Below are 22186 nucleotides of genomic sequence, written 5' to 3' on the forward strand. Positions count from 1 at the left end.
CAACATAGAACTATTTTACAAGAGTTTGATTTATAATTTCGTATAATTTCTTTCGAGCATCGTTTTTATTAGAAAATACAAAGCATAAAGAGTTGTCTCGTCTTTCATTTACTTTGTAGACGGTTTCAAATTTTGACTTTCGCTCCTCTATCTCGATCTGATGTCGTTTCGATCCTTTGATAGATTTCCACTTGTCATTACCGACTAATTCCCAATTTAGATCTATCTTTATTGCTTCAAGGGATTTTCTCATTAGTCTGGCTGACGCGTATCGCTTAGATGCGTTCTTATTGCATGCTATATTGCATATTCTTTGAATTTTTTTTGGAATTATTTCGTGATAGCCCAACTTTTTAATAAGGCTTCCATTGAATATTACAGTCGATATCAGCAGAGAATCACGCCATACGCGGATATTATTTATTAATTCGAATAATGTCATGCCAACGGAATATATATCCGTAGCAATTGTTGTTTCATTGTTGAGGTGTAACTCGGGTGCTGCATATAAAGGTGTTCCTGCGCCGCTACCAATTCCACCTTGTGGAACAACCGTCGCTAAGCCGAAATCGGATAACTTAGCCGTGCCATTGGAGATCATTATATTGCCGGGCTTTATATCACGATGCAAAACCCCATTTGCATGGGAATGCTCGAGTGAGAATAGTATATCTATGCACCATCGAATTGCCTGACGAGCTGTTACATATGACCTTTCGAGATAGGCCTCTGCTGAGCCTTCAGGAAAGAACTCCATTTCTATTGCCGCATACGCCTGTCCAGCATAGCTGAGTGGGTGAACGTCATATACTTCAACAACACGAGAATGCCGGCAGAGATGCAAAAACTGACCTTCTTTGTGAGCATCAAATTGATTAGGATTTTGGTTAGGAACAAATTTGACTGCGCAATGTCTGTTCATGACAAGGTCTGTAGCTTCGTAAACCTCACCGAAAGCGCCGGATCCTGTGTACCGCTCAATTTTAAGGTTGTTAATAATTTGTCCAGGCTGGAATATCACGGTTACGCCTCTCGGTAAGCGCGCCATGCTACAAGCACACTCTTGCGCTGAAAATCGTCCCAGTAAGGCGGGTGACTGCCGAATATATTATCCACTTCGTTGATTGGTCGCGTTTTGGGATCTAATCCGAAAGGTTTGCCGCTCCGAAGGCTCTGCCCGGTATAAAGTTGCAGCTTTAGGTTTCGGTTGAAAGCGATATTAGCAAGTGACGTTAGAGGCATGATTTGAAATTTTGCTGTGTCTAACGTGTCGCTGTCATATACTTGGAGGGCAGCCAGTAGATTTGGTTTCGTCTCATCTAAGATCTCATTCAATGAGAGGGACCAGCGATCAGCCAAATTTGGCAACTCTAGGTCGGCGTCATAATCAATCTTTCCCTTCGACGCCAAAGTTAAATTGCCGTCTTCTTCGACAAGCAGCGAATATCGGATTTTCGCTTTTTGAAAGCTGAAACCTAGTACTCCCGTCATTTCACAACCTCCCGAAAAATATAAATAAGTAAGAGAAAATAGATGAAATTATCAATCAAAATCAACGTCGCCGGCCTGCTGTCGCAAATCGGCTATTGCCGGTCACAGGCGATTTTAAGGTCACTTCTCGAGAAATGACCAGAGTATATTAGGGACATTCAAGCGCTGTAATCTAAAGAAGAATTACATTCTGTGTGTAGGAATCCATCATGCCTCCCGAAGAAATAGGCGGTTACTTCAAGGCAAGATGCTGACTTCCTCATTCTAAAAAAGACTAAAAATAATTTCCCTCCCCAACGTCCCCACCCTCCAAACCCATGCCTATAATCATCCCGCTTCCGTCGCCGGAGTGTTTCGCGAGACGTTCGCGGGCAGGCGGGGGCCGGCGCTTTTGTCTGAACCGTAACGTGCGGCAAGGGCAGAAGGGGTGAAACTCACGGCGGCGGGCAACTGTCGCTGATCAAGCCTCCCCCTGGCAGCCATGCCGGGTTCGGTTGAGCCGTCCAAGCAGCGGAGAAATCCGGTGTGCAGCGAGGCGAGAGGATCATCTGTAGGGGCCGGAAGCCCCGAAAAGACGCCGAAGGCCACGCGAGTGCGGAGCCGCAGATTATTTAAAAAGTGAGGTTCCGCATTCGCGTGGACTCTCCTGAACATCCGATGGAAATGCCCGGCGACAGGCCGGTTCAGACAGGGGGAAATGCAGCACACGAGGCCGAAACCGGCCGCGTGGACGATGGATCACGCCCGATGGACCGGGCAGGGAGGCAAGCGATGGCAATCAGCGAGGCAGAACGCAAACGCAGGCAGGACGAGCTGGATGCCGAACCCTGGTATTTCGGCATACCCTGGGGCGTGTTCCGCCAGATGCCGGTGCTGGAGCAAAATCACATCCGCCAGAAAGTCGCCCAGTTCGGCGCCACCAAGGTTGGCTTCTGGAAGGATTGCAGTCTCGCCAAATGCCGGCGTGCAAAACGCTGCTGTGGTTTTCTTTCCGATGCTCAACGCAAACAGGGTTATAACCCGGCCTATCCGCCCTGTGCCCGCGGCGAGGAGCCGAGGCGGGCGAGGATATATTTCGAAGGCATCAGGCCCTATGGCGACGAGGCCGAACAGGTGCCGAAATATGCCGGCCGCGCCTCGGATCGTGGCGAAGGCGAATGAGCGCCGCGCTCACGCGGCCTCTTGTTCGTTGCCTTGACGGCGCGTCTCGCCGCTTAAGCCTAGCGCCCCTGCAACCGATCGAGCCGCAGCCGATCGCGTTCATCACTCAAGCTTCTCGCCGCCAGCCAGACGGCGGCAACGACGCTGGCGGTGGAGGCGGCGCAGAGAAGCAGCATCAAAAAGATCTGCGATTGCGCGGCGGTGAGCGGATTGGCGCCGGCGAGAATCTGGCCGCTCATGATGCCGGGCAGCGTGATCACGCCAGCGCCGGCCATCTGGTTCAGCACCGGCAGCGTGCCGGCATAGATCGCCCGCTGCATCAGCGGCTTCATCGCCTGGGCGCGGCTGCGGCCAAGCGAAAGCTGCGCCTCGATCGCGGCGCGTTCGGCCGAAACGCCGCCGAACATGGTGTTCAGCGCCACGCTGCTGGCGCTCATCGCCGAGCCCAAAATGATGCCGACGATGGGGATGACGATGCGCGGCGCCGTCCAGTCGGCGCTGTCGGCGACGGTGAGCAGCGCAAAACCCGCGACCAGAACCGTGCCGCTGCTCACCGCAATGCCGGAAAGCCCGTAATGCCAGGGGCCCGCAAGCCGGCTGCGCTGTCGCGACCCGACTTCGAACGTGGCGGCGCAGAGCATGGCGGCGATCACAAGCAGGCTCAGCCAGTGATCGGCGCTGGTAAAGATATAGCCGAGCACGAAGCCGACCAGCAGCAGCTGCGCCACCATGCGGGCGCTGGCAATCAGGATCGAGCGGTGAATGCCGAGATCGGCGATCAGGGAGAGCGTCGCATTGACCAGCACGAGGCCGGCCGCTAGCGCCAGTTCGAAAGGTCCGAAGGCAAGACCGTTCATGGCGCCATCTCCGTCGCTTTCTTGAGTGTCAGCACCTCGTCGGCCAGCCGCTCCACCTGTTCCGGGTCATGCGAGGTCAGCACGATGGCTGCACCTGCCGCCATCAGCTCCCGCACGATTTCCTCGACGGCCGTCACGGAGGCCGGGTCGAGTGCCGAGGTTGGTTCGTCCAGCAGCAGCACTTTCGGCCTGTCCTCGATCGCGCGCAAAAACGCCATGCGCTGCCGCTCGCCGGTCGAAAGCCGGTCGGGGGCGGCGGAGAGGAGCGAGGCGTCGAGAAAAAGCCGCTTCATGGCGTCTGCCTGCGTCTTCGGATCGGCAAAATGCCCGGCCACGCTCGGCGCCCACCAGCCCGGTTCGGAGGAGACATACCGCACCTGCGAGCGCCAGCGCGGGGCGGGCATGGAAGAGGCGGCAGTGCCGTCGATAAAACAGTCGCCGTCATGCGGCACGAGATCGGCGATCATCTTCAGCGTCAGGCTTTTGCCGGCGCCGGAAGGCCCGACCAGCGCAAGGCAGCCGCCGGCGGCGACCGCGAGATCGACCGGGCCGATGGACTGGAATTTCAGGCCTTTGGCGGTGAGTGTCGGTGGTTGCGTCTGCATGAAAGGGTCATGGCACTGCTGGCTTTGCGAGGCAAGGGGGAGGGAGGAGTGGTTATGGACACGGTGGCGTCGAGCAAGCCGGCCCCCTCTGGCCTGCCGGCCATCTCCCCCACAAGGAAGGAGATCGTATCGTGGCGGCCTCTCGCCTCCCTCAACCGTCGAGATCTGGGTGATGCAGATGCGGCCAGCAGATCTCCCCACCCGTGGGGGAGATGGCCAGCAGGCCAAAGGGGGCGGGCTTGCGCGGTGTCATCTCATGCGGAGCGTGCCTACCAAACCGCCACAGTTCGACCGGTTTCGCGCCAAAGACGACGGTTCGATGGCTTCGCGACCTTGACACATCGGCCGACAGGCTTAATGCCGCGCGACAGATTATTACGTTCGGGAGTGAATTCTTGAAATCCTTGGCATCCTTCTCCGCCTTTGTCGGCAAAACCTTCGCGATCTGGGTCATCCTTTTCGCGGTACTCGGCTTCTTTTTTCCAGACACGTTCAAGCAGTTCGCGCCCTGGATCGTCACCCTTCTCGGCATCATCATGTTCGGCATGGGCCTCACCATTTCGGTCGATGATTTTCGCGAGCTCGCCCGCCGTCCTTATGAAGTGGCGATCGGCGTCGTTGCGCATTTCGCCATCATGCCGGCGCTGGCCCTGCTTCTGACGAAGATCATCCCCATGCCGCCGGAAGTCGCCGCCGGCGTCATCCTCGTCGGCTGCTGCCCGGGCGGTACGTCTTCGAACGTGATGACCTATCTTGCCCGCGGCGATGTCGCGCTGTCGGTTGCCTGCACCAGCGTCACCACGCTTGCCGCCCCGATCGTCACACCTTTCCTCGTCTGGATGTTCGCCAGCCAGTATCTTCCGGTTGATGCCTGGGCGATGTTCCTGAGCATTCTGAAGGTCATCATCCTGCCGCTGGCGCTCGGCTTCATCGCCCAGAAGATGATCCCCGGCCTGGTGCGGGCTGCAATCCCGGTCCTGCCGCTGGTCAGCGTCATCGGCATCGTGCTGATCGTCGCCGCCGTCGTCGGCGCCTCCAAGGGTGCAATCGCCCAGTCCGGCCTTTTGATCTTCCTCGTCGTCATGCTGCATAACGGCCTCGGTTACCTGCTCGGCTATTTTGCCGCCAAGGCGCTCGGCCTAAACTTCTACAAGCGCAAGGCGCTGGCGATCGAGGTCGGCATGCAGAATTCCGGTCTAGGCGCGGCACTCGCAACGGCCTATTTCTCGCCGCTCGCCGCCGTCCCGAGCGCCATCTTCTCGGTCTGGCACAACATTTCCGGCGCGCTTCTGGCCAACTGGTTTTCCGGCAAGCCTGACGCCGATGCCGATGCGGCCGTCAACCGCGCCGTCGTCCCGCACTGAGGACGGCGACGGATCCTGCGAACACGAAAAAGGGCGGCCCTGTGGACCGCCCTTTTGTCTTATCTGTCGCCTTGCGCTCAGCGAATGACCATCTGCTGCGGCGCGCCCGGCTTGGCCTGCTGCACCTTGGGAGCATGGCCGGCCGTGGCAGGCGCAGGTGTCGGTGCCGTACCAAGCAGCTTGTCGCGTTCCCGCCACAGGGCCGGGATGGAGAGGAGGGCTACAGAAACCAGCGCGATCGCCGTTTTCGTTGCCTCGTTCAGCTCCGGTGTACGACCGTCGAAATAGTAGACGAAGTACACGATCGCGACATGCCATACATAGACATACAGCGAGTGGCGGCCGAGCAGGCGCAAGTAACGCAGGGTGAAGACCCAGGTCAGCGCCGAGGCGATATTGCGCACCCAGACGGCCTGGTGTTTCGGGCCTGCGACCAGCAGCCAGGTGACCAGCGCGCCGACGGCGGCGAAGTTCAGGAGATAGACCGGGCCGAAATCGGCGCGGATTTCCATAGAGGCGAACTTGCCGATCATGTGCGGCGGCATCAGCTCATGCGCGGTGATCAGGCGCAGCGGCAGGAAGAACAGCACCATCAACAGCGCAACCTTCGGGATGAAGGTATTGTCCGGCGAAAGAATATTGCCCCAGTTGATCTTGCCCGACGAAGTCAGCGCACCGAGCACCAGACCCGAGAAGAACACGATCTGCCAGCCGAACAGATTGAACGACACACGGATACCCTGATCGTCGGCGCCCATGATCATCTCGTTGATCGGCGTGGTGATCAGCTGTTGCAGACCGAGCTGGCCGGCCATCCACAGCACCAGCGAGGCGGCCACGACATAATGCCACTTGTCGTCCAGCACCAGCTTGATCAGAAGCGGCGAGAACAGCATGTAGACGATGTATTGCGGCAGGATGTCCATGAAGGTCGGCTGGTAGAAGAAGGTCGCGATCGCGGCCAGACGCAGCGGATCGTCGAAGGTCGTGTAACCCAGCCAGTTGAACCAGATCGAATAGGCGCCGGGCAGAAGCATCTGCGCGACCATCACAACCAGGATGATGCCCATCGCATAACGATAGAGCTCGAAGGCGCGGTTGTAGATCGCGCTGCGACCGGCGGCATAACCCGCCTTCATCATCTTGCGGGCATAGACCATGCCGATCATCAGACCGGAGAGGAAAACGAAGCCCTGAGCGTCTTCCACGAAGGCGAGCTGGTTGTGATTGATTTTGACGAGGAAATATCCGCCGGCAAAGATCAGGTGGTTCAGCACCATGAATACGAGGAAATATCCCCGCATTCCGTCAATGATTTCAAAGCGTTTCATCGGTCGCGGTCTCCGTCTTTGCCGGTTCCGAAAGTCTCGCCCCTCGGTCCGTAAGGCCTCTCCGGGCCAGGAAGTCACGCGCTAAACGCCGCTAAAAGCCGGAGAGTTCCGCTGGAAAACAGCAGGGGATGGCTCTTATTAGGCGATTCAGGCTGGAAGCTACGTAAACTGTGCGTGATGACTCGGACATGAACAGAAACGTGATCAGCTTTTGCCTATTCGGCCGCCACGCGTTTCAGCCCTGCAACCTGCGTGAGGTAGGCCCGGAGCGCCGCGGGCTTCACCGGTTTGTGCTGCACACCGATGTCGTGGCGCTCCGCATCCGTGCGCACTTCGGGCGTCCGGTCGGCGGTGACAAGCAACGCCGGGATCTCCGTCTGATACGCGGCGCGCAATTTCAGGATGGCGGCAATCCCGTCGCCGTCATCAAGATGATAGTCGGCAATCACCACCTCTGGCGGCGATTCGCGGCTTTCGATGATCGCCTCAACGGCAGCAAGTGATCCCGCCTGACCGACTGCACAGCCCCAGCCGGTGATCAGCATGCCCATGCCGTCCAGGATCCGCGGTTCGTTGTCGATGCACAGCACTCTCAGCCCGTTGAGCGGCTGGCTTCTGCGGCGCCGTTCCCCGCGTTCGGCTGTCTGCGCGGCCTTCGGGACCTGCGCCTCCATCGGCAACTCAACCCGAAAGATCGTGCCGCGTCCTTGTGTCGAACTCAGCCGGACCGGATGATCGAGGACGCGGGAAATGCGGTCGACGATGGAAAGCCCGAGACCAAGCCCGGCCGCCGTGCGGGCGCCTTCGTCGAGTCGTGCGAATTCCTTGAATACGGTGCGGAATTTCGAGGCCGGAATGCCGATACCGGAATCATGCACTTCGACCACCACCCGGTCGCCCCGCCGCCTTGCGCCGATCAGCACCGTGCCGTCGAGCGTATATTTGATCGCATTGGACACGAGGTTCTGGATCAGCCGCCGCAGCAGGTTCGGGTCGGAACGCACTCGAAGCGAGGTCGGCATGACAACGAATTTCAGTTTCTTTTCGCGGGCCATCGGTTCGTAATCGGTGGCGATGCGTTTCAGAAGGTCATCGAGCGGCAGCGCGGCAAACCGCGGCTTCATGGCGCCGGTGTCAAGACGGGAAATGTCCAGAACCGCGCCAAGGATCGCCTCGACGGATTCGAGTGCGGAATCGATATTGCGGGCGAGATGGCTGTTGCCATCCGCCTGTCCCAATCGTTCGACCAGCGCCGACGAATAAAGCCGGGCGGCGTTTAGTGGCTGGAGAATATCGTGGCCGGCAGCGGCGAAGAAACGCGTCTTGCTCATGTTCGCCTCGTCGGCGGAGGCGCGCGCCTCGGCCAGCGCATGGTTGACATGGGTAAGCTCTGCGGTTCGTTCCGAGACACGCTGTTCCAGCGTCTCGTTCGCCTGTTTCAGCGCCATGTCGGCCGCCACCCGCTCGGAAATATCGGTAAAGGTCGCGACGAAACCCTGATCGGGCATGGCATTGGAGCGGACTTCGACAATCCGCTCGCCGCCCTGCAGAACCAGCGAGAAGGATGTGTCGAGCGTCTTGAACCGGCGCAGCATCTCGGCCTTGTCATGGGCTTCGGTTTCGCCATGCTCGGCAAGCAGGGTCACGATATCGCCAAGCGCAAACCCCACCTGACCGACATGGTCCGGCAAATCGAGCAAGTTGCGAAAACGCCGGTTCCAGATGGTGAGGCGGTCGGAACTGTCGAAGACGGCTATACCCTGGTCCATTTGTGACAGTGCGGTCTGCAGCATGTCCTGGTTATATTGCAGGGCCTCGCTCGCCTGGTCGAGCAGCCAGGCCGTGTCGGAATTGGCGTCTTCGGCTTTTTGCAGCACCAGTGACAACACCAGCCGCGCCGACGACGAGCCGATCGCGCTGCCGAGCAGCTGTTCGGAAAAATGGATCAGCGCCATATCGGCCTGCTGGTCGTCGACAAATCGGCGGCCGGCCGTCTTTTCGTAATTGGAGAAGGAACGGCGCATCCGCTCCTCGCCAAGATAACGCGCGATGGTGGTTTTCAGATCGGCGACGCTGACACGGGTCTTCCAGCCGCGCGTGGCAAACTGGGTGCGCAGGTGCCGCTTGACGAAAATACCGGCCTGCAGCCGTTCCACCGGGCGCGGGTTACGGGACAGCGAACCAAGCACGAAGGCGACCGTGTTGAGGGTGAGGCTGAAGATCGTCGCATTGACGAGTGGATCGGTTTCCGGCCCGGCAAATATGCCGGTACCGGGAAGGAAGAAGTTGAGGACGGCAGCGGCCAGATAGGAATTATCCGGCCCGCCAAGGCTCGGCAGAAACAGCAGATAACCCCAAGCGATGAAACCGAAGGCCATGCCGAGAATAGCGCCGCGCGCGTTCGCCCGCCGCCAGACGAGCCCGATCAGCAGTGCTGGCGCGACCTGCGCGATCGCTGCAAAGGCAAGCAGGCCGATCGAGGCAAGCCCCGACTGGCTGTTGGCCATGCGGAAATAACCGTAACCGAGAAGCAGCACGGCAAAGATCGACAGCCGGCGGATGTTGAGAAGCGTGCGGGTGAAATCCGCGTCCTGTCCCGATCGGTTGTTCATCAGCTTGCGGCGCAGGAAGATCGGCATGATGATGTCGTTGGACACCATGATCGACAGCGCGACGGATTCAACGATGACCATAGCCGTTGCCGCCGAAAAACCGCCGATAAAGGTGATGAGCGTCACAAGCGGCAGGCCTTTGGCGAGCGGCAGGGTCAGCACGTAAAGGTCAGCATCGCCGATGCCGCCAAAGGTGATGAGCCCAGCAATCGCCACCGGCAGCACGAAGATGTTGATGGCGACGAGGTAGATCGGCAGCAACGCGCCCGCGACCTTTCTCTCCCGCGCTGTCCGGTTTTCGACAACGGTCACATGAAACTGCCGCGGCAGCATGATGATGGCAAAAGCCGAGAGAATGACGAGGGTCACCCAGCGGCTGATCGGTGTCTCATAGGAAAGCGCCGATGTGACGAGCAGGCTGTTCGAGGCCTTGTGGATGAGGTCGGCCGGCCCGTCGAACAGAACGAAGAGTACGGTCAGCCCGACCGTCGCAAAGGCGATCAGCTTGACCAGCGATTCCATCGCCACCGCAAGGATCAGCCCGTCCTGATGTTCCGTCGCATCCGTATGGCGTGTGCCGAAGATGACGGCGAAACAGGCCATCATCAGCGTCACGATCAGCGCCAGATCGACGAAATAGAGATTGCCGCTGCCAATGCCGTAATCGGTCGGGTCGAGCATGGCCGAGACCGAACTCGACACCGCCTTCAGCTGCAGGGCGATATAGGGAATGGCGCCGACCAGCGCGATGACAGCCACCATCATCGCCACGGTGGAATTCTTGCCGTAACGGGCGGCGATGAAGTCGGCAACCGAGGTCAGCCTTTCCGCCTTGGCCAGCTCGACGATCCGTCTGACCAGCGGCATGCCGAGCGTCATCATCAGGATCGGGCCGATATAGATGCCGAGGAATTCCAGCCCCCTTTGGGAGGCCAGCCCGACGCCGCCGAAATAGGTCCAGGAGGTGCAATAGATGGCAAGGCTCAGCGCATAGACAGCGGGCCGTCCGGCCTGTGGCACGCCGCCGAGGCGACTGCGTCGATCGCCATAACTTGCGACAGCAAACAGCAGCAGCACATAGGCGAAGGCCGCCACGAAAATCACTGAGCCCGAAAGCATTGCTCCTCCCCGCAATGAAATGCGGAAGTTGCGACACTAGGCCAAAAGCAACGGCTTGGAAATCGGGTGGGGAATTGGCAAAAAGTCCAATAGGCCCTCATGTTTAGCGGCGCCGATTTTATGTCTTTTCAGCGCCGGTGGCTGCGCTATGTTCGAAATCGAATGTAACCAGCAGCAGGGGGTATGCCCAATGTCCGTCATCAGCGAATTTCGTTCCTTCATCGCCAAGGGCAATGTCATCGACCTCGCGGTCGGTATCATCATCGGCGGCGCCTTTACCGGCATCGTCACGTCCTTGGTCAACGATATCGTCATGCCGATCGTCGGTGCCGTCACCGGTGGCGGTTTCGACTTCTCCAACTATTTCATCGCGCTCTCGAGCGCCGTCACCGCGCCGTCGCTGGAAGAAGCGCGTAAGCAGGGCGCCGTCTTCGCTTATGGCAGCTTCATCACTGTCATGATCAACTTCCTGATCCTCGCCTTCATCATCTTCCTGATGGTCAAGGGCGTGAACAAGCTGCGCATGATGGAAGAAAAGAAGCCCGAGCCGGCCAAGCCTGCGCCGACACCGGCAGACGTGCTGCTGCTCACCGAAATCCGCGATATCCTCAAGACCAAGTAATCGCGGTTTTCGACGCATAAAAAGATTAGATCCGTTTCCCACGGATTTAGATGGGATTCCCTCTCCGGCCTTTGTTAAACAGAGAAAAACCGGAAGGGAATCTCATGTCGATCATAACAAGCCTCAGCCCCCGCTCGGTCTCCGCACCGGAAAGCGGCATTGTCGAGATCATCAACCATGCGCGTGGGCGCGACGGGCTGATCCCGCTCTGGGCCGGTGAAGGCGATCTGCCCAGCCCGGATTTCATCAACAAGGCGGCGACCGATGCGCTGAATGCCGGCGAGACCTTTTACACCTGGCAGCGTGGCATTCCCGAACTGCGCCAGGCGCTGTCCGATTATTACGCCCGGCATTTTTCCGTCTCCCTGCCGGTCGAGCATTTTTATGCGACGGGTTCCGGCATGCACGCGATCATGCTGGCCGTGCAGGCGGTTACCTCGCCGGGCGACGAAATGATCTACCTCTCGCCGACTTGGCCGAACATCGTCGCGGCGATCGGCATTGCCGGCGGCCGCGCAGTCGGTCTGCCGCTCGATTTCACCGGCGGTGCCTGGGCGATCGATATCGCCAAGCTCGAGGCAAAAATCACGCCGAAGACCAAGGCGCTGTTCATCAACACGCCCTCCAACCCGACCGGCTGGACTGCGACGCTCGATGACCTGAAAAACATTCTGGCGCTTGCCCGCAAGCACGGCCTGTGGATCGTCGCCGACGAGATCTACGCTCTCTATTATTATGGCGGCGCCAAGCGCGCGCCTTCCTTCATGGACGTCATGGAAGAGGGTGACCGCATTATCTTCGCCAACTCCTTCTCGAAAAACTGGTCGATGACTGGCTGGCGCATGGGTTGGCTCGTCGCCCCGCCGGAAATTGGTCAGGTGATCGAGAACCTCATCCAGTATTCCAACTCCGGTGTTGCACAGTTCCTGCAGCGTGGGGCCGTGGTGGCGCTGAACGAGGGCGATGCCTTCGTGCAGGAAAATATCGACCGGGCGACGCAGGCCCGCGACATTCTCTGCGATGCGCTGATCGCCACCAACCGGGTCCAGACCCTGAAGCCGGATGGCGCTCTCTACGCCTTCCTGAAAGTGGATGGCGTTACCGACAGCCGCCTTGCCGCCATCGATATCGTCGACAAGATCGGCGTGGCGCTGGCGCCCGGCTCGGCCTTCGGCGAAGGCGGCGAACTTTTCCTGCGCGCCTGCTTCCTGCGCAATCCGAAACAGGTGGAAGAGGCTGCCGCACGCCTTTCGGATTACATTTCGGGGCTCTGAAAGGCGGGTCGCGACCGCCTTCAGGGCAGATCGATAAAATTCGAATGAATCCGGTAAGTCTGTATTTGCCGTGATCCAAGCAAAAGTCCGGCGAGGGGCTCGCCGGTAAGCATTGTTGAAGAACAGCCGTGTTTTCTTCAGGTCAATAACAAAGGCCGGGAGAAAAGACATGGCTGTTCTTGTAACGGGTGGTGCAGGATATATCGGGAGCCACATGGTCTGGGCGCTGCTCGATGCAGGCGAGACCGTGGTCGTGCTCGACCGGCTTTCGACCGGTTTTCGCTGGGCGGTGCCGGACGAGGCACGCTTTTATCTCGGTGATGTCGGTGACCAGATTCTTCTGAAGCAGATCTTTGCCGAAAACGATATAGACGCGATCTTCCATTTCGCCGGCTCGATCGTCGTGCCGCAATCGGTCGCCAATCCGCTCGAATATTACGAGAACAATACCGGCAAGACCCGCCTTCTCGCAGCCGCCGCCGTCGAGGCCGGCATCCGCCATTTCGTCTTCTCTTCGACGGCCGCCGTTTATGGCGACCAGAAGGATGATGCGCCGGTTCCGGAAAGCGTTCCGCTGAACCCGAAAAACCCTTACGGCCAGTCGAAGCTGATGTCGGAACTGATGCTGCGCGATGCCGCTGCCGCCCATAACTTCCGCTTTGTTGCCCTGCGTTATTTCAACGTTGCCGGCGCCGATCCGCTCGGCCGCACGGGCCTTTCGACCGAAGGTGCGACCCACCTGATCAAGATCGCCTGCGAGGCATCGCTGAAAAAGCGCCGCGGTGTTGATGTTTATGGCACCGACTATCCGACGCCTGATGGCACCGGCATCCGCGACTATATCCACGTCACCGACCTCGTCGATGCGCATCTGAAGGCGCTGAGTTATCTGCGCCGGGGCGGCGAGCCGCTGATCGCCAATTGCGGTTATGGCCGCGGTTATTCGGTTCTGGAAGTTCTGGAAGCGGTCAAGCGCATCGGTGGCCGCCGTTTCGAGATCAAGTACGGTCCGCGCCGTCCGGGCGATGCCGCAAGCGTCGTCGCCAATGCGACACTTGCCCGCCGTTTGCTCGAATGGACACCGCGCCACGACGATCTCGACCTGATCGTCGAAACCGCGATCCGCTGGGAGCGCGAGCTCGACAACCGCAAGCCGGATAGCCTGCGCTCGATCCAGACAAGATTGGCTTCGGCCCGCTTCTGAAGAAGCGACTTACGAGGAGGCGACGACTGGCGCTGCATGACTAGCCACATGCAGCGCCGGTCTGGTTTTCGCCAGGATTTATCTTTAGAAGATCCGCATCGAAACCCGGTCCCGACCATGCGCCCCTTTGCCATCGCTGCCTTCCTGTCCGTCTGCCTGCCCTTCGTGGCCGCTGCGGAAACCTCCGTCCTGCCGAAGACCGCCACACCGGCCGTAAAAAGCCCCGGCGCAGCAATGGCCACGACGGCGACGACAGCGCAGCCAGCAATATCGTCACCCGCCGCGCCTCAATCGCCCACAGCGAAGACAGCAGTCTCCGGCACGATCTCTCCGAAGAGCGCGACATCAGCCTTGCCATCCGCCACGGCAAAAGGGCCAAAACTGCTTGAGCCGCATCTTCATGTCGCCAAGTCCGGCGATACCCGTCATCCGCGGGTGGCGCTGACTTTTGACGCCTGCATGGGCAAGGCCGACGAGCGCATCCTGTCGACGCTTCTGAGCGAGCGCATTCCCGCAACCATCTTCGTGACAGCCCGCTGGCTGCGCAGCAACCCGCAGACCGTCGCAATTCTCCTGCAGAACGCCGACCTGTTCGACCTGGAAAATCACGGCGAAAATCATATCCCGGCCGTCGACGTACCGGTCGCGATCTATGGCATTGCAGCGGCCGGCTCACCCGAAGCCGTCGGCCGCGAAGTCGGCCGCGGCGCCGACGCAATGATCGCCGCCGGCATTCCCGCCCCCCGCTGGTTCCGCGGCGCCACCGCCAAATACGACCCGTCCTCGATCCGCGAAATCCGCGCCATGGGCTACAAGATCGCCGGTTACTCGCTGAACGGCGACGACGGCTCGCTGCTGGGCGCGGCAATGGCGGAAAAACGCATCACAGGCGCCAAGGACGGTGACGTGGTTATCTCCCACATCAACCAGCCCACCCACGCCGCCGGCGAGGGCGTCGCCCGCGCGATTCGAGCATTGAAGGCAAAGGGTACGGAATTCGTGCGCCTGTCGGATGTGGATGCGGCCGGGGATGCGGGAACGACGGCCGCGGTGACGCCGGCGCTGTGATCCGATATTACGAATATTTTCATCCGTGCCGACACGCAACGCCTGCGCAAAAAGATCAGCTGTTCTGGGCCCTAGGACATACCTAAGACGAAGGCTGCTGCGTTTCGTAAGCGCCCTGCAACCGGCGTCGCTCGAGATAAATGTCGGGACGCGCGAATATGGCGATATCTACTGTCCATTCGCGCTGAAAATAGGGCATTATTTCCTGGGGTGATTCTGGTTCGGGATTCGCGGCCATAGCGGGCTATAGGGGCGCGCCATGGTAGACAGTTTTCGTGCAAACCAGTATGCGACCCCTCGTTGAATTGAGAGGAATCGTTGTGATAAGGGCAGTTCTGTTCGATATGGATGGTGTGCTGATCGATGCGAAGGATTGGCACTATGAGGCTCTGAACGATGCCCTGTCTCTCTTCGGTTTCGAGATCAGCCGCACCGAGCATCTGTCTGCCTATGACGGGTTGCCGACCCGTAAGAAGCTGGAATTGCTGTCTCAGACAAAGGGCCTGCCGCGCAAGCTGCATAACTTTCTGAACGAGTTGAAGCAGAGGCGCACGCATGAGATTACCATTCAGCGTTGCCGTCCGATGTTCCATCATCAGTATGCGCTCGCTCGCCTGAAGCGCGACGGCATGAAGATCGCCGTCTGCTCCAACTCCATCCGTTCGACCATCGACGTGATGATGAAGAATGCGGCGCTCTCGGAATATCTGGATTTCTTCCTGTCGAATGAGGAAGTTTCTGCGCCAAAACCCAATCCGGAAATCTATGTCAAGGCGATCGAGCAATGCGGCCTGCAGCCGTCCGAGGTGCTGATCGTCGAGGACAATCACCATGGCATCGAGGCGGCCCGCAAGTCGGGTGGTCATGTGATGGAAGTCAAGGACGTCTATGACGTGACTTACGACCGTATAAATGCAGCCATTCTGCGGGCGGAGGCAAGCCGATGAGATATCTCGTTCCCATGGCAGGTCAGTCGGATTTCTTCCCGAAATCTGAATATACCTTTCCGAAGCCGCTGGTCGAAATCGGCGGGAGGCCGATGATTGCCCATGTCATCAACGGCATTCAGGCCTATGATCCGGAGGCGGAATTCATCTTTGTTGTCCGCAAGGAGGATTGTGACCGCTTCAGTCTTGATTCATCGCTGGCACTTCTCTGCGACCGTCCCTGCAAGGTTGTGCCTCTGGTTGAGCCGACGCGTGGCTCGGCCTGCACGGCGTTGATGGCGATCGAAGAGATCGCGGATGACGAGCCGCTCGTGATCTGCAACGGCGACCAGGTCATCAACGCCGATATCAAGGTCATTAATGATCGGTTTCTTGCTCAGGAGGTCGATGCCGCCGTCATCACCTTCCCTTCCGTGCATCCGCGCTGGTCATATGCTGCGGCAAACGACGAGGGCTCCGTCATCGAGGTCGCCGAAAAACGGGTTTTGAGCCGTCGTGCCATTGCAGGTTATTATTTCTTCCGCCGTGGCATGGGCTTCGTGGAAGCAGCCATGAAGTCGATCGACAACAACGCCAGTGTCGATGGCAGCTTCTACATCGCGCCGACGTTAAACGAATTCATTCTGACGACGGGCAAGGTCTCCTATCACGACATCAGGGAAGATCAGTTCCACAGCATGTATTCGCCGCAGCGTGTCGAGGTCTACCAGCGCTGGCTGGAAGCACGTGCCCTGGCCGAACCGGTGATGCAGAAGCCGCTGCAGATCGTTATCCCGATGGCGGGTCTCGGCAGCCGTTTTGCCAATGCCGGTTATGCCAAGCCAAAACCGTTCATTGACGTCAATGGCGCAACCATGATCGAGCGGGTTCTGGAAAACTTGCAGACACCGGATGCGCGCTTCATCCTCCTGGCTCGCCAGGAACATGTCGATGCCGAACCGGAGATCGTCAAAAAACTTCTTGCCCGCGGTGATGTCGAGATCGTTCCGGTTTCGAAGGTCACCGAAGGGGCCGCCTGCACGATCGCCCTGGCTCGGCCGGTTCTTGATCCCGACGCACCGATGCTGATCGCCAATTGCGACCAGATCATCGATTTCGAATGTGCGGCCTATATCCGCGATGCCGTCAGCCGCGATCTCGCCGGCAGCATCCTCGTCTTCCATGACAAGGATCGCGATCCGAAATGGTCGTTTGCAAAGCTCGATGCGGCTGGCCTTGTCACGGAAGTGCAGGAGAAAAAGGCGATTTCCGATCTCGCGACGGTCGGTCTCTATTATTTCGCCAAGGCACATTATTTCATGGATTCGGCGCTCGACATGATCGCCAAGAACGAACGCGTCAACAACGAGTTCTATGTCTGCCCGGTCTATAACTACATGATCGCCGACAAGAAGGTGACCGGTGTGTTCGAGGTGAAGCCGGACGCGATGCATGGCATCGGCACGCCGGCCGATCTCGACGCCTATCTGGAACTCCTGAAGACCCGCGCCGCATGAAATGCGTCGTTCCGCTTGCCGGTCCCGATATCTTCCTGGAGGGCAGGGGCTTCAAGCCGTTGATTGATCTCGACGGTGATACGCTGATCCACCGCACACTTGCCGGCCGCCCCTGGGCGGCCGTGCTCGCGCCGGAGGATTACATCTTCGTCACCCGCAGTGATATCGGCACAAGCGAGCTCAACGACTATCTCCGTGCGACCTGGCCGGGTTGCCGTGTCGTCACAATCCCGGGCATTACCGATGGCGCAATGCTGAGCGCGCTTGCCGGTATCCTCATGGTGCCGGATGACACGCCCATCATCGTCGATCTCGCCGATATTATGTTTGATGCATCGGACCTGAAGACGATCACCTTCGACGACCGGCTAGGAGCGATCATCCCGAGCTTCAAGTCGCAGGAGCCGATCTACAGCTATCTCGTCATCGAGAACGGCCTGGTAACGCAGGCTGCCGAAAAGCGCGTCATCAGCAACAATGCCTCGGCCGGTGTCTATATTTTTCGAGATCGGAAAGCCTATCTGGCAGCCGCAGCCCATTCAATCACTCACCGCGACGAGCTGCGGTTCAAAAATATTTATTTTGTTTGCCCGATGGCCAATGGCCTGATCGAGGCTGGCTATTCTGTCACAAGCCCGTCAGTCGAAAACGTTATTTCGATCAGCAAAGATTTTCATTGAGGAACATGCGCCGTGAAGATTATCAGCCATCGGGGTTTCTGGCTTACTGACGATGAAAAAAACGAGATGGTCGCCTTTGAGCGTACCGTCGAACACGGTTTTGGCACGGAGACGGATTTTCGGGATCTGAATGGCAAACTGGTCATCAGCCACGATCCGCCGCTGGAAGGCGCCATGACGATCGAGGCCATGCTCGATGTTTTCCGTGGCAAGGGCCTGACGCTCGCCGTCAATGTCAAGTCGGATGGCATCACCGCGCAGCTGAAACAGGTCCTCGACGCCTATGGTCAGGATTACTTTGCTTTCGACATGTCTGTGCCGCAGATGGTGCAATATGTCGCCCATGGCATGCCGGTCTACACCCGCCACAGCGATGTCGAGACGCATCCGGCCATGTATGACAAGGCCGTTGGTGTCTGGCTCGATGCGTTTTTCGGGGACTGGTATGGCGAGACCGAAATCCGATCCCATCTCGATGCCGGCAAGGCTGTCTGCCTCGTTTCGCCGGAACTCCACAAGCGCGATCCGCTTGCCTTCTGGGCCAGCCTCAAGAAAGCGGGTCTGCACCAGGCCGAAAAACTGACCCTCTGCACCGATCTGCCGACCAAGGCCGTGGAATATTTCGGCTGAGATTCGATGAGCCGGCAACCGCCGGCCATTCTCTCTGAAATTGAAAGGCGGCAGCGTCCCTCGTCAAGGTGCTACTTTCTCTTCTTCGCGCGCAGGCTAAGGCAATCCGCGCGAGCAGATCTGCATGAAAATATCACAGGCTATGTCAGAGAAGAAAAATGGTGCTGCTAGAGAGATTTGAACTCTCGGCCTCTCCCTTACCAAGGTTTAGCGGGACATTTTATAAGTACCGCTGTCGCCTTGTTTATTCGGCAATTAGAAAATCTATTGCACGAATATTGCACCATTCACGCCGACCTCTGCATTTCCTTCTTCGCTCCCCACTTCCGAAGCTTGCGAGAGAAGTATACTGGGTCTTGCCACCATTCGAGCGAGCGCCAGGACGCTGGAACGGGTAGCGTGTTGATTGCTTCGATCAGTGGCGCTTGCGGTACATGCGTATAGTGGCGGCTCATATCGTCAACCGCGTGGCCGAGAATCTGGTCTTTGATATAGGGGTGCACCCCATTGATCACGAGTTGGGTCGAAACAGTGTGGCGAGCTGTATAGGGAGAGATATCCCCCATCTCGACACCACGCTTCTTGAGCCTTGCCCGCGCGCCTTTCACGGCAGAGTCTATCTGTCCGCCAAATTCGTCGGAAGGCGGGTAGGGCTCTCCCTTGTGGGACCTGAATAAAATACCGCCGCGGACGGTCAGCGCTTCGAACAAAGGCACAAGGAATTCATGCATAGGGACGCCCCGACCTTCGCCGATCTTCGATTTCTGGATGGTAATCCATCTGCCTGCGACGTTCACGTCTGCAGCCTGCAGAACGAATAGTTCAATCGGCCGCATGCCGGTGTAAAACAGAGCCGTCATGATCTGGGCTGAAGCTGGGGTCATTTCCGCGACGAACTGCGCAGCTCGATCATATTCCGTTGCGCGAGTGCCTGCGCGCTTCCGCTTCAATACGGCAATATTCGTGCCCTTTGGCTTTCTGGGCCGGCGCCACTCCCTTTTCTCAGCCCACTGGTTTCCCGCGGCATGGCTCCATACCGCGATGAACGGCGTGTAGCATTGCCTGTTCCGTGTCTCAGGGGAAGCGTGCGGGTAGAGAATGCGCGCTGCAGCGTCGAGGTCGGCTTGGCCAATGTCTTTGAGGAGCTTTCCCTTGAAATGAACAGCTACGCCGCTGGCCTTGCCGGAGGTCTTCGAATAGCTGATCAGGAAACGGGGAGAGCCGCCGGAGGCGAGGTACGAGCTTGCTGCTTCTTCGAAGGTGACGAGCGTCTTTTTTCCGTGGACACTTTCCGTGAGGATGCGGGCTTCTGCCTGGATTCGGATTTCCTCTGCGACCGCTCGATCGCATGTGCCAGTAGATTCGAAAACGCTTTCTCCGCGGATCGTGCCCCGGATGTACCAGTTGTCGGAGCCTTTGCGGCGGGTGAGCTTAAGGGGCATCGCAGTAAATCCCAAATGGCGCGCAGATCTTCATCACTGAAGAGGATGTTGCGGCCTGATACGCTACATAGACCATTTGCTTTTGCAACCTTGGCAAGTTTCCGCTTTGTCATCCGAAGATGAGCGGCCGCCTCGTCGAGTGAGTAGACGTGACCGATTGGTCCGATCATGATCCTTCCTCCGAACGAGCCTCGGCCAGTCCCGCGGAAGCGAGGTTGCGCAAGTCATGTGCGGCCCCAGCATGGACGCACCACGCGATGCCATACTCTTTCTTGCGGTCTTCCGTCAGGCCTTCGCGGGATATCGCCCAGATCTCGGCGGCTTTGGCTTCATGATAAGCGATGGCGGCTTGCAAAAGTTGAGGCGGACCAGCGCGATCGCTGTATAGGCTGATCAAGGCCTCAATGACTTTATCATGCGCATCCAAAGGGTCGCAGAACTCCTTCGAGATCAGAGCGGAAAATGCCTCGCCAGCGCGATACACAGCCGCATCGACAGCGTGTCGCCAACCCATCGCATGACCTGCCGCTTTATCTTTATGCCTTTGAGTTTCGGGCGGGGCTGCGCGGCGGTTCCAAGCCGCGGCTGCGTCTGCTTCGGACCTAAACATGTGCTCTGGCATCGCCGACTTATCGTAGGCCTCGCCAATGCAGACGTAGCAGTCCCGGCACGAGACGTAAAAACCCTCGCCCTCACGGCCTTCGATGTATCCTTCCCCGTCGCAAAACGGGCATGGCAAAAGTTTATCGGTCATGGGAGGCCTCCGAGAAGTGCGACACTACTTCAGTAACGACGCCGGAAACGAAGCCGAGCGTGCTCGCGATGGCGAGAGCCCAAAATGGGTGGCCCTCCCATACCAGGATGCCCCCGATGGTGATGTGGATCGTGTCGAAATATGAGAACCGATCACGGGTTATGGTGCGAAGAAAGCTCATTCTGCCGAGCCCTCCGCTGCGAGGGCGGCCTCAATTGCATCCGCTGCAGCCTCTGCCAGAGCGCGAGCGAAATGGATCTTTCCATCATCATCGGCGGGCAACGTTTCCGGCATGTATGCGCGGATTGCCTTGGCGGCGAGGCGCAAATCTTCGATGCGCTCTGCATCGGTCACGCCCCGCAAAGGAGTTTCGGGCGCTGACTTCTCGTTCGAGCTTACTGTCGAGGCGAGTTTGAACCTCGACGAATGATAGTCCACGTGGCCGGGGTTCCCATAACCGACTAACCCAAGCGCCTCGGCTCCCAGTGCCGTCCTGCCAATATCGCGCACCGTATAGGTGGCGCCGATCGTAAGCCGGCCAGACGGGTAGCTATTGTCGATGCAGACGACCTGATCGCCCACGGCAAAACCGCGACAACTTGGAGGAACATCGTTTTCGGGGAGAGCAGCATCAAGAGCCAGAAGAGCCCTAGCCACGTTCCTCGGCAGATTACTCATGCAGTCCATCTCTAGGATTAGACGACGGGCTAGTGCCTCCACATGAGTTTCGGGCGGGGATGCTCGATCGTTCCAGCTGGTTGTCGCTTCCTCAACGGTCTTCCCGTAGGTGTGCAGGAACCGCTTGCCAGCGCAGGTGCATCTGATGCCGGATGCGCCGGCACGACGGACAATCGTCGGTTCCCCGCCGCAGAACGGGCACGGCAAAAGCTTATCGGTCATTGGGGTTCTCCGTTGCTTTGGCGTCCCGCATCGACTGCCGGTAGCCGCAGTCCCAACCATTCAGCCAGACGGCTTCCATCAGGGCGGAAACATTCCATTCCTTGGCCCGTTCGCGAAGGTCGGACGGCATCTGGCGGTAGGCTTCGGCAAGGATCGCTTGCCGCTCGGCAGCTATCTTCTCAGCGCGCAGATCAGATTGAACTTCGTCATGCACGTCTTGGATGAAGCCAAGTTTCGCCGCCAAAGGGCGAGCAAACATGCGGTCGTTGCGATCACCCATTGTCCGACACCTCCTGTCGCTGGGCTTTGAAGCCGCCGCAAGTGTTGACCGCCACCTGGATCATGCTGACTATCCACGCGACATCCTCATCGGAACGCTCACGATCGACATCGACGACAAGAACCGGTTTGCCGTCAGCATCGACCAGCGTGCCGACATCATCATCCGTTGGAAGGAGCGGCAGTTTGACGCCGTGATCAGCAAGGGTACCGACGAACTGCGCGATTGTGGCCGGGTTGGTCACGTGCAAAGGAGTTTCGGGCGGGGATGCTCGATCGTTCCAGCTGGTTGTCGCTTCCTCAACGGTCTTCCCGTAGGTGTGCAGGAACCGCTTGCCAGCGCAGGTGCA

Annotated in this window: 21 protein-coding genes; 10 read left to right on the forward strand and 11 right to left on the reverse strand. The window is 58.6% G+C overall.

Annotated elements, in window-relative coordinates; translation table 11 throughout:
* Nucleotides 1-10 precede the first annotated feature (10 nt).
* Together FHW37_RS18095 and FHW37_RS18100 are read right to left on the reverse strand one after the other, a co-directional pair.
* Complete coding sequence (locus tag FHW37_RS18095) at nucleotides 11-1048, reverse strand: serine/threonine-protein kinase (RefSeq protein WP_145638872.1); 1038 nt, start codon at nucleotides 1046-1048, stop codon at nucleotides 11-13.
* Nucleotides 1024-1491 carry a hypothetical protein gene (locus tag FHW37_RS18100; protein ID WP_145638874.1) on the reverse strand — a complete coding sequence of 156 codons (468 nt, stop codon included), beginning with the start codon at nucleotides 1489-1491 and terminating at the stop codon, nucleotides 1024-1026. Before FHW37_RS18100 ends, FHW37_RS18095 begins: the two co-directional genes overlap by 25 nt.
* Nucleotides 1492-2262: 771 nt before the next feature.
* Between FHW37_RS18100 and FHW37_RS18105 the strand changes: the two genes are divergently transcribed.
* Nucleotides 2263-2652 (forward strand): hypothetical protein, encoded by a 390-nt coding sequence (locus FHW37_RS18105; protein WP_145638875.1) that lies wholly within the window; start codon nucleotides 2263-2265, stop codon nucleotides 2650-2652.
* A gap of 59 nt (nucleotides 2653-2711) precedes the next feature.
* On the opposite strand, the gene FHW37_RS18110 is transcribed toward FHW37_RS18105, so the two are convergent.
* Together FHW37_RS18110 and FHW37_RS18115 are read right to left on the reverse strand one after the other, a co-directional pair.
* Nucleotides 2712-3509 carry an ABC transporter permease gene (locus FHW37_RS18110; RefSeq protein WP_145638877.1) on the reverse strand — a complete coding sequence of 266 codons (798 nt, stop codon included), beginning with the start codon at nucleotides 3507-3509 and terminating at the stop codon, nucleotides 2712-2714.
* Entirely contained in the window at nucleotides 3506-4114 is a 609-nt protein-coding gene (locus tag FHW37_RS18115) for an ABC transporter ATP-binding protein (RefSeq protein ID WP_145638879.1), read from the reverse strand. The genes FHW37_RS18110 and FHW37_RS18115 overlap by 4 nt, the downstream gene beginning before the upstream one ends.
* 395 nt (nucleotides 4115-4509) lie before the next feature.
* On the opposite strand from FHW37_RS18115, the gene FHW37_RS18120 reads away from it, so the two are divergent.
* Nucleotides 4510-5478, forward strand: a complete 969-nt coding sequence (locus FHW37_RS18120) for a bile acid:sodium symporter family protein (RefSeq protein ID WP_145638881.1) — start codon at nucleotides 4510-4512, stop codon at nucleotides 5476-5478.
* 77 nt (nucleotides 5479-5555) lie between these two features.
* Here FHW37_RS18120 and FHW37_RS18125 read toward each other — a convergent pair whose 3' ends face one another.
* Together FHW37_RS18125 and FHW37_RS18130 are read right to left on the reverse strand one after the other, a co-directional pair.
* Nucleotides 5556-6809, reverse strand: coding sequence for an OpgC family protein (locus tag FHW37_RS18125; protein WP_145638882.1), 1254 nt, complete (start codon nucleotides 6807-6809; stop codon nucleotides 5556-5558).
* A 215-nt stretch (nucleotides 6810-7024) separates the two neighbouring features.
* A complete protein-coding gene (locus tag FHW37_RS18130) occupies nucleotides 7025-10540 on the reverse strand; it encodes a hybrid sensor histidine kinase/response regulator (RefSeq protein ID WP_145638884.1) in 3516 nt (1171 codons plus the stop codon).
* 190 nt (nucleotides 10541-10730) lie between these two features.
* On the opposite strand from FHW37_RS18130, the gene mscL reads away from it, so the two are divergent.
* The 8 genes from mscL (at nucleotide 10731) to FHW37_RS18170 (ending at nucleotide 18461) form a co-directional block, all read left to right on the forward strand.
* Nucleotides 10731-11162 carry a large conductance mechanosensitive channel protein MscL gene (gene mscL, locus FHW37_RS18135; protein ID WP_145638886.1) on the forward strand — a complete coding sequence of 144 codons (432 nt, stop codon included), beginning with the start codon at nucleotides 10731-10733 and terminating at the stop codon, nucleotides 11160-11162.
* 104 nt (nucleotides 11163-11266) lie between these two features.
* Nucleotides 11267-12436 carry a pyridoxal phosphate-dependent aminotransferase gene (locus tag FHW37_RS18140; protein ID WP_145638889.1) on the forward strand — a complete coding sequence of 390 codons (1170 nt, stop codon included), beginning with the start codon at nucleotides 11267-11269 and terminating at the stop codon, nucleotides 12434-12436.
* 169 nt (nucleotides 12437-12605) lie between these two features.
* Nucleotides 12606-13640, forward strand: coding sequence for a UDP-glucose 4-epimerase GalE (galE, locus tag FHW37_RS18145; protein ID WP_145638891.1), 1035 nt, complete (start codon nucleotides 12606-12608; stop codon nucleotides 13638-13640).
* Between the two features lie 234 nt (nucleotides 13641-13874).
* A complete protein-coding gene (locus FHW37_RS18150) occupies nucleotides 13875-14708 on the forward strand; it encodes a polysaccharide deacetylase family protein (protein ID WP_145639332.1) in 834 nt (277 codons plus the stop codon).
* Nucleotides 14709-15028: 320 nt separating this feature from the next.
* The gene (locus FHW37_RS18155) at nucleotides 15029-15655 is read left to right on the forward strand and encodes an HAD family hydrolase (protein WP_145638893.1); all 627 of its coding nucleotides are present in this window, start codon (nucleotides 15029-15031) and stop codon (nucleotides 15653-15655) included.
* Complete coding sequence (locus FHW37_RS18160; protein ID WP_145638895.1) at nucleotides 15652-17151, forward strand: glycosyltransferase family 2 protein; 1500 nt, start codon at nucleotides 15652-15654, stop codon at nucleotides 17149-17151. The genes FHW37_RS18155 and FHW37_RS18160 overlap by 4 nt, the downstream gene beginning before the upstream one ends.
* Nucleotides 17148-17831, forward strand: a complete 684-nt coding sequence (locus FHW37_RS18165; RefSeq protein WP_145638896.1) for a hypothetical protein — start codon at nucleotides 17148-17150, stop codon at nucleotides 17829-17831. The genes FHW37_RS18160 and FHW37_RS18165 overlap by 4 nt, the downstream gene beginning before the upstream one ends.
* A gap of 12 nt (nucleotides 17832-17843) precedes the next feature.
* Nucleotides 17844-18461: a phosphodiesterase gene (locus FHW37_RS18170; RefSeq protein WP_145638899.1), complete on the forward strand. Its 618-nt coding sequence runs from the start codon at nucleotides 17844-17846 to the stop codon at nucleotides 18459-18461.
* Between the two features lie 287 nt (nucleotides 18462-18748).
* On the opposite strand, the gene FHW37_RS18175 is transcribed toward FHW37_RS18170, so the two are convergent.
* From FHW37_RS18175 to FHW37_RS18195, 5 genes are all read right to left on the reverse strand, one after another.
* Nucleotides 18749-19903: a tyrosine-type recombinase/integrase gene (locus FHW37_RS18175; protein WP_145638901.1), complete on the reverse strand. Its 1155-nt coding sequence runs from the start codon at nucleotides 19901-19903 to the stop codon at nucleotides 18749-18751.
* 166 nt (nucleotides 19904-20069) lie between these two features.
* A complete protein-coding gene (locus FHW37_RS18180; protein ID WP_145638903.1) occupies nucleotides 20070-20657 on the reverse strand; it encodes a Lar family restriction alleviation protein in 588 nt (195 codons plus the stop codon).
* A 177-nt stretch (nucleotides 20658-20834) separates the two neighbouring features.
* Complete coding sequence (locus FHW37_RS18185) at nucleotides 20835-21557, reverse strand: Lar family restriction alleviation protein (RefSeq protein WP_186458301.1); 723 nt, start codon at nucleotides 21555-21557, stop codon at nucleotides 20835-20837.
* Nucleotides 21547-21837, reverse strand: coding sequence for a hypothetical protein (locus FHW37_RS18190; protein WP_145638907.1), 291 nt, complete (start codon nucleotides 21835-21837; stop codon nucleotides 21547-21549). Before FHW37_RS18190 ends, FHW37_RS18185 begins: the two co-directional genes overlap by 11 nt.
* A partial coding sequence (locus tag FHW37_RS18195) for a hypothetical protein (RefSeq protein WP_186458302.1) occupies nucleotides 21830-22186 on the reverse strand: 357 nt, incomplete at its 5' end. The genes FHW37_RS18195 and FHW37_RS18190, both read right to left, overlap by 8 nt.

Source organism: Neorhizobium alkalisoli (genome assembly GCF_007829835.1).
Taxonomy (GTDB): Bacteria; Pseudomonadota; Alphaproteobacteria; order Rhizobiales; family Rhizobiaceae; genus Neorhizobium.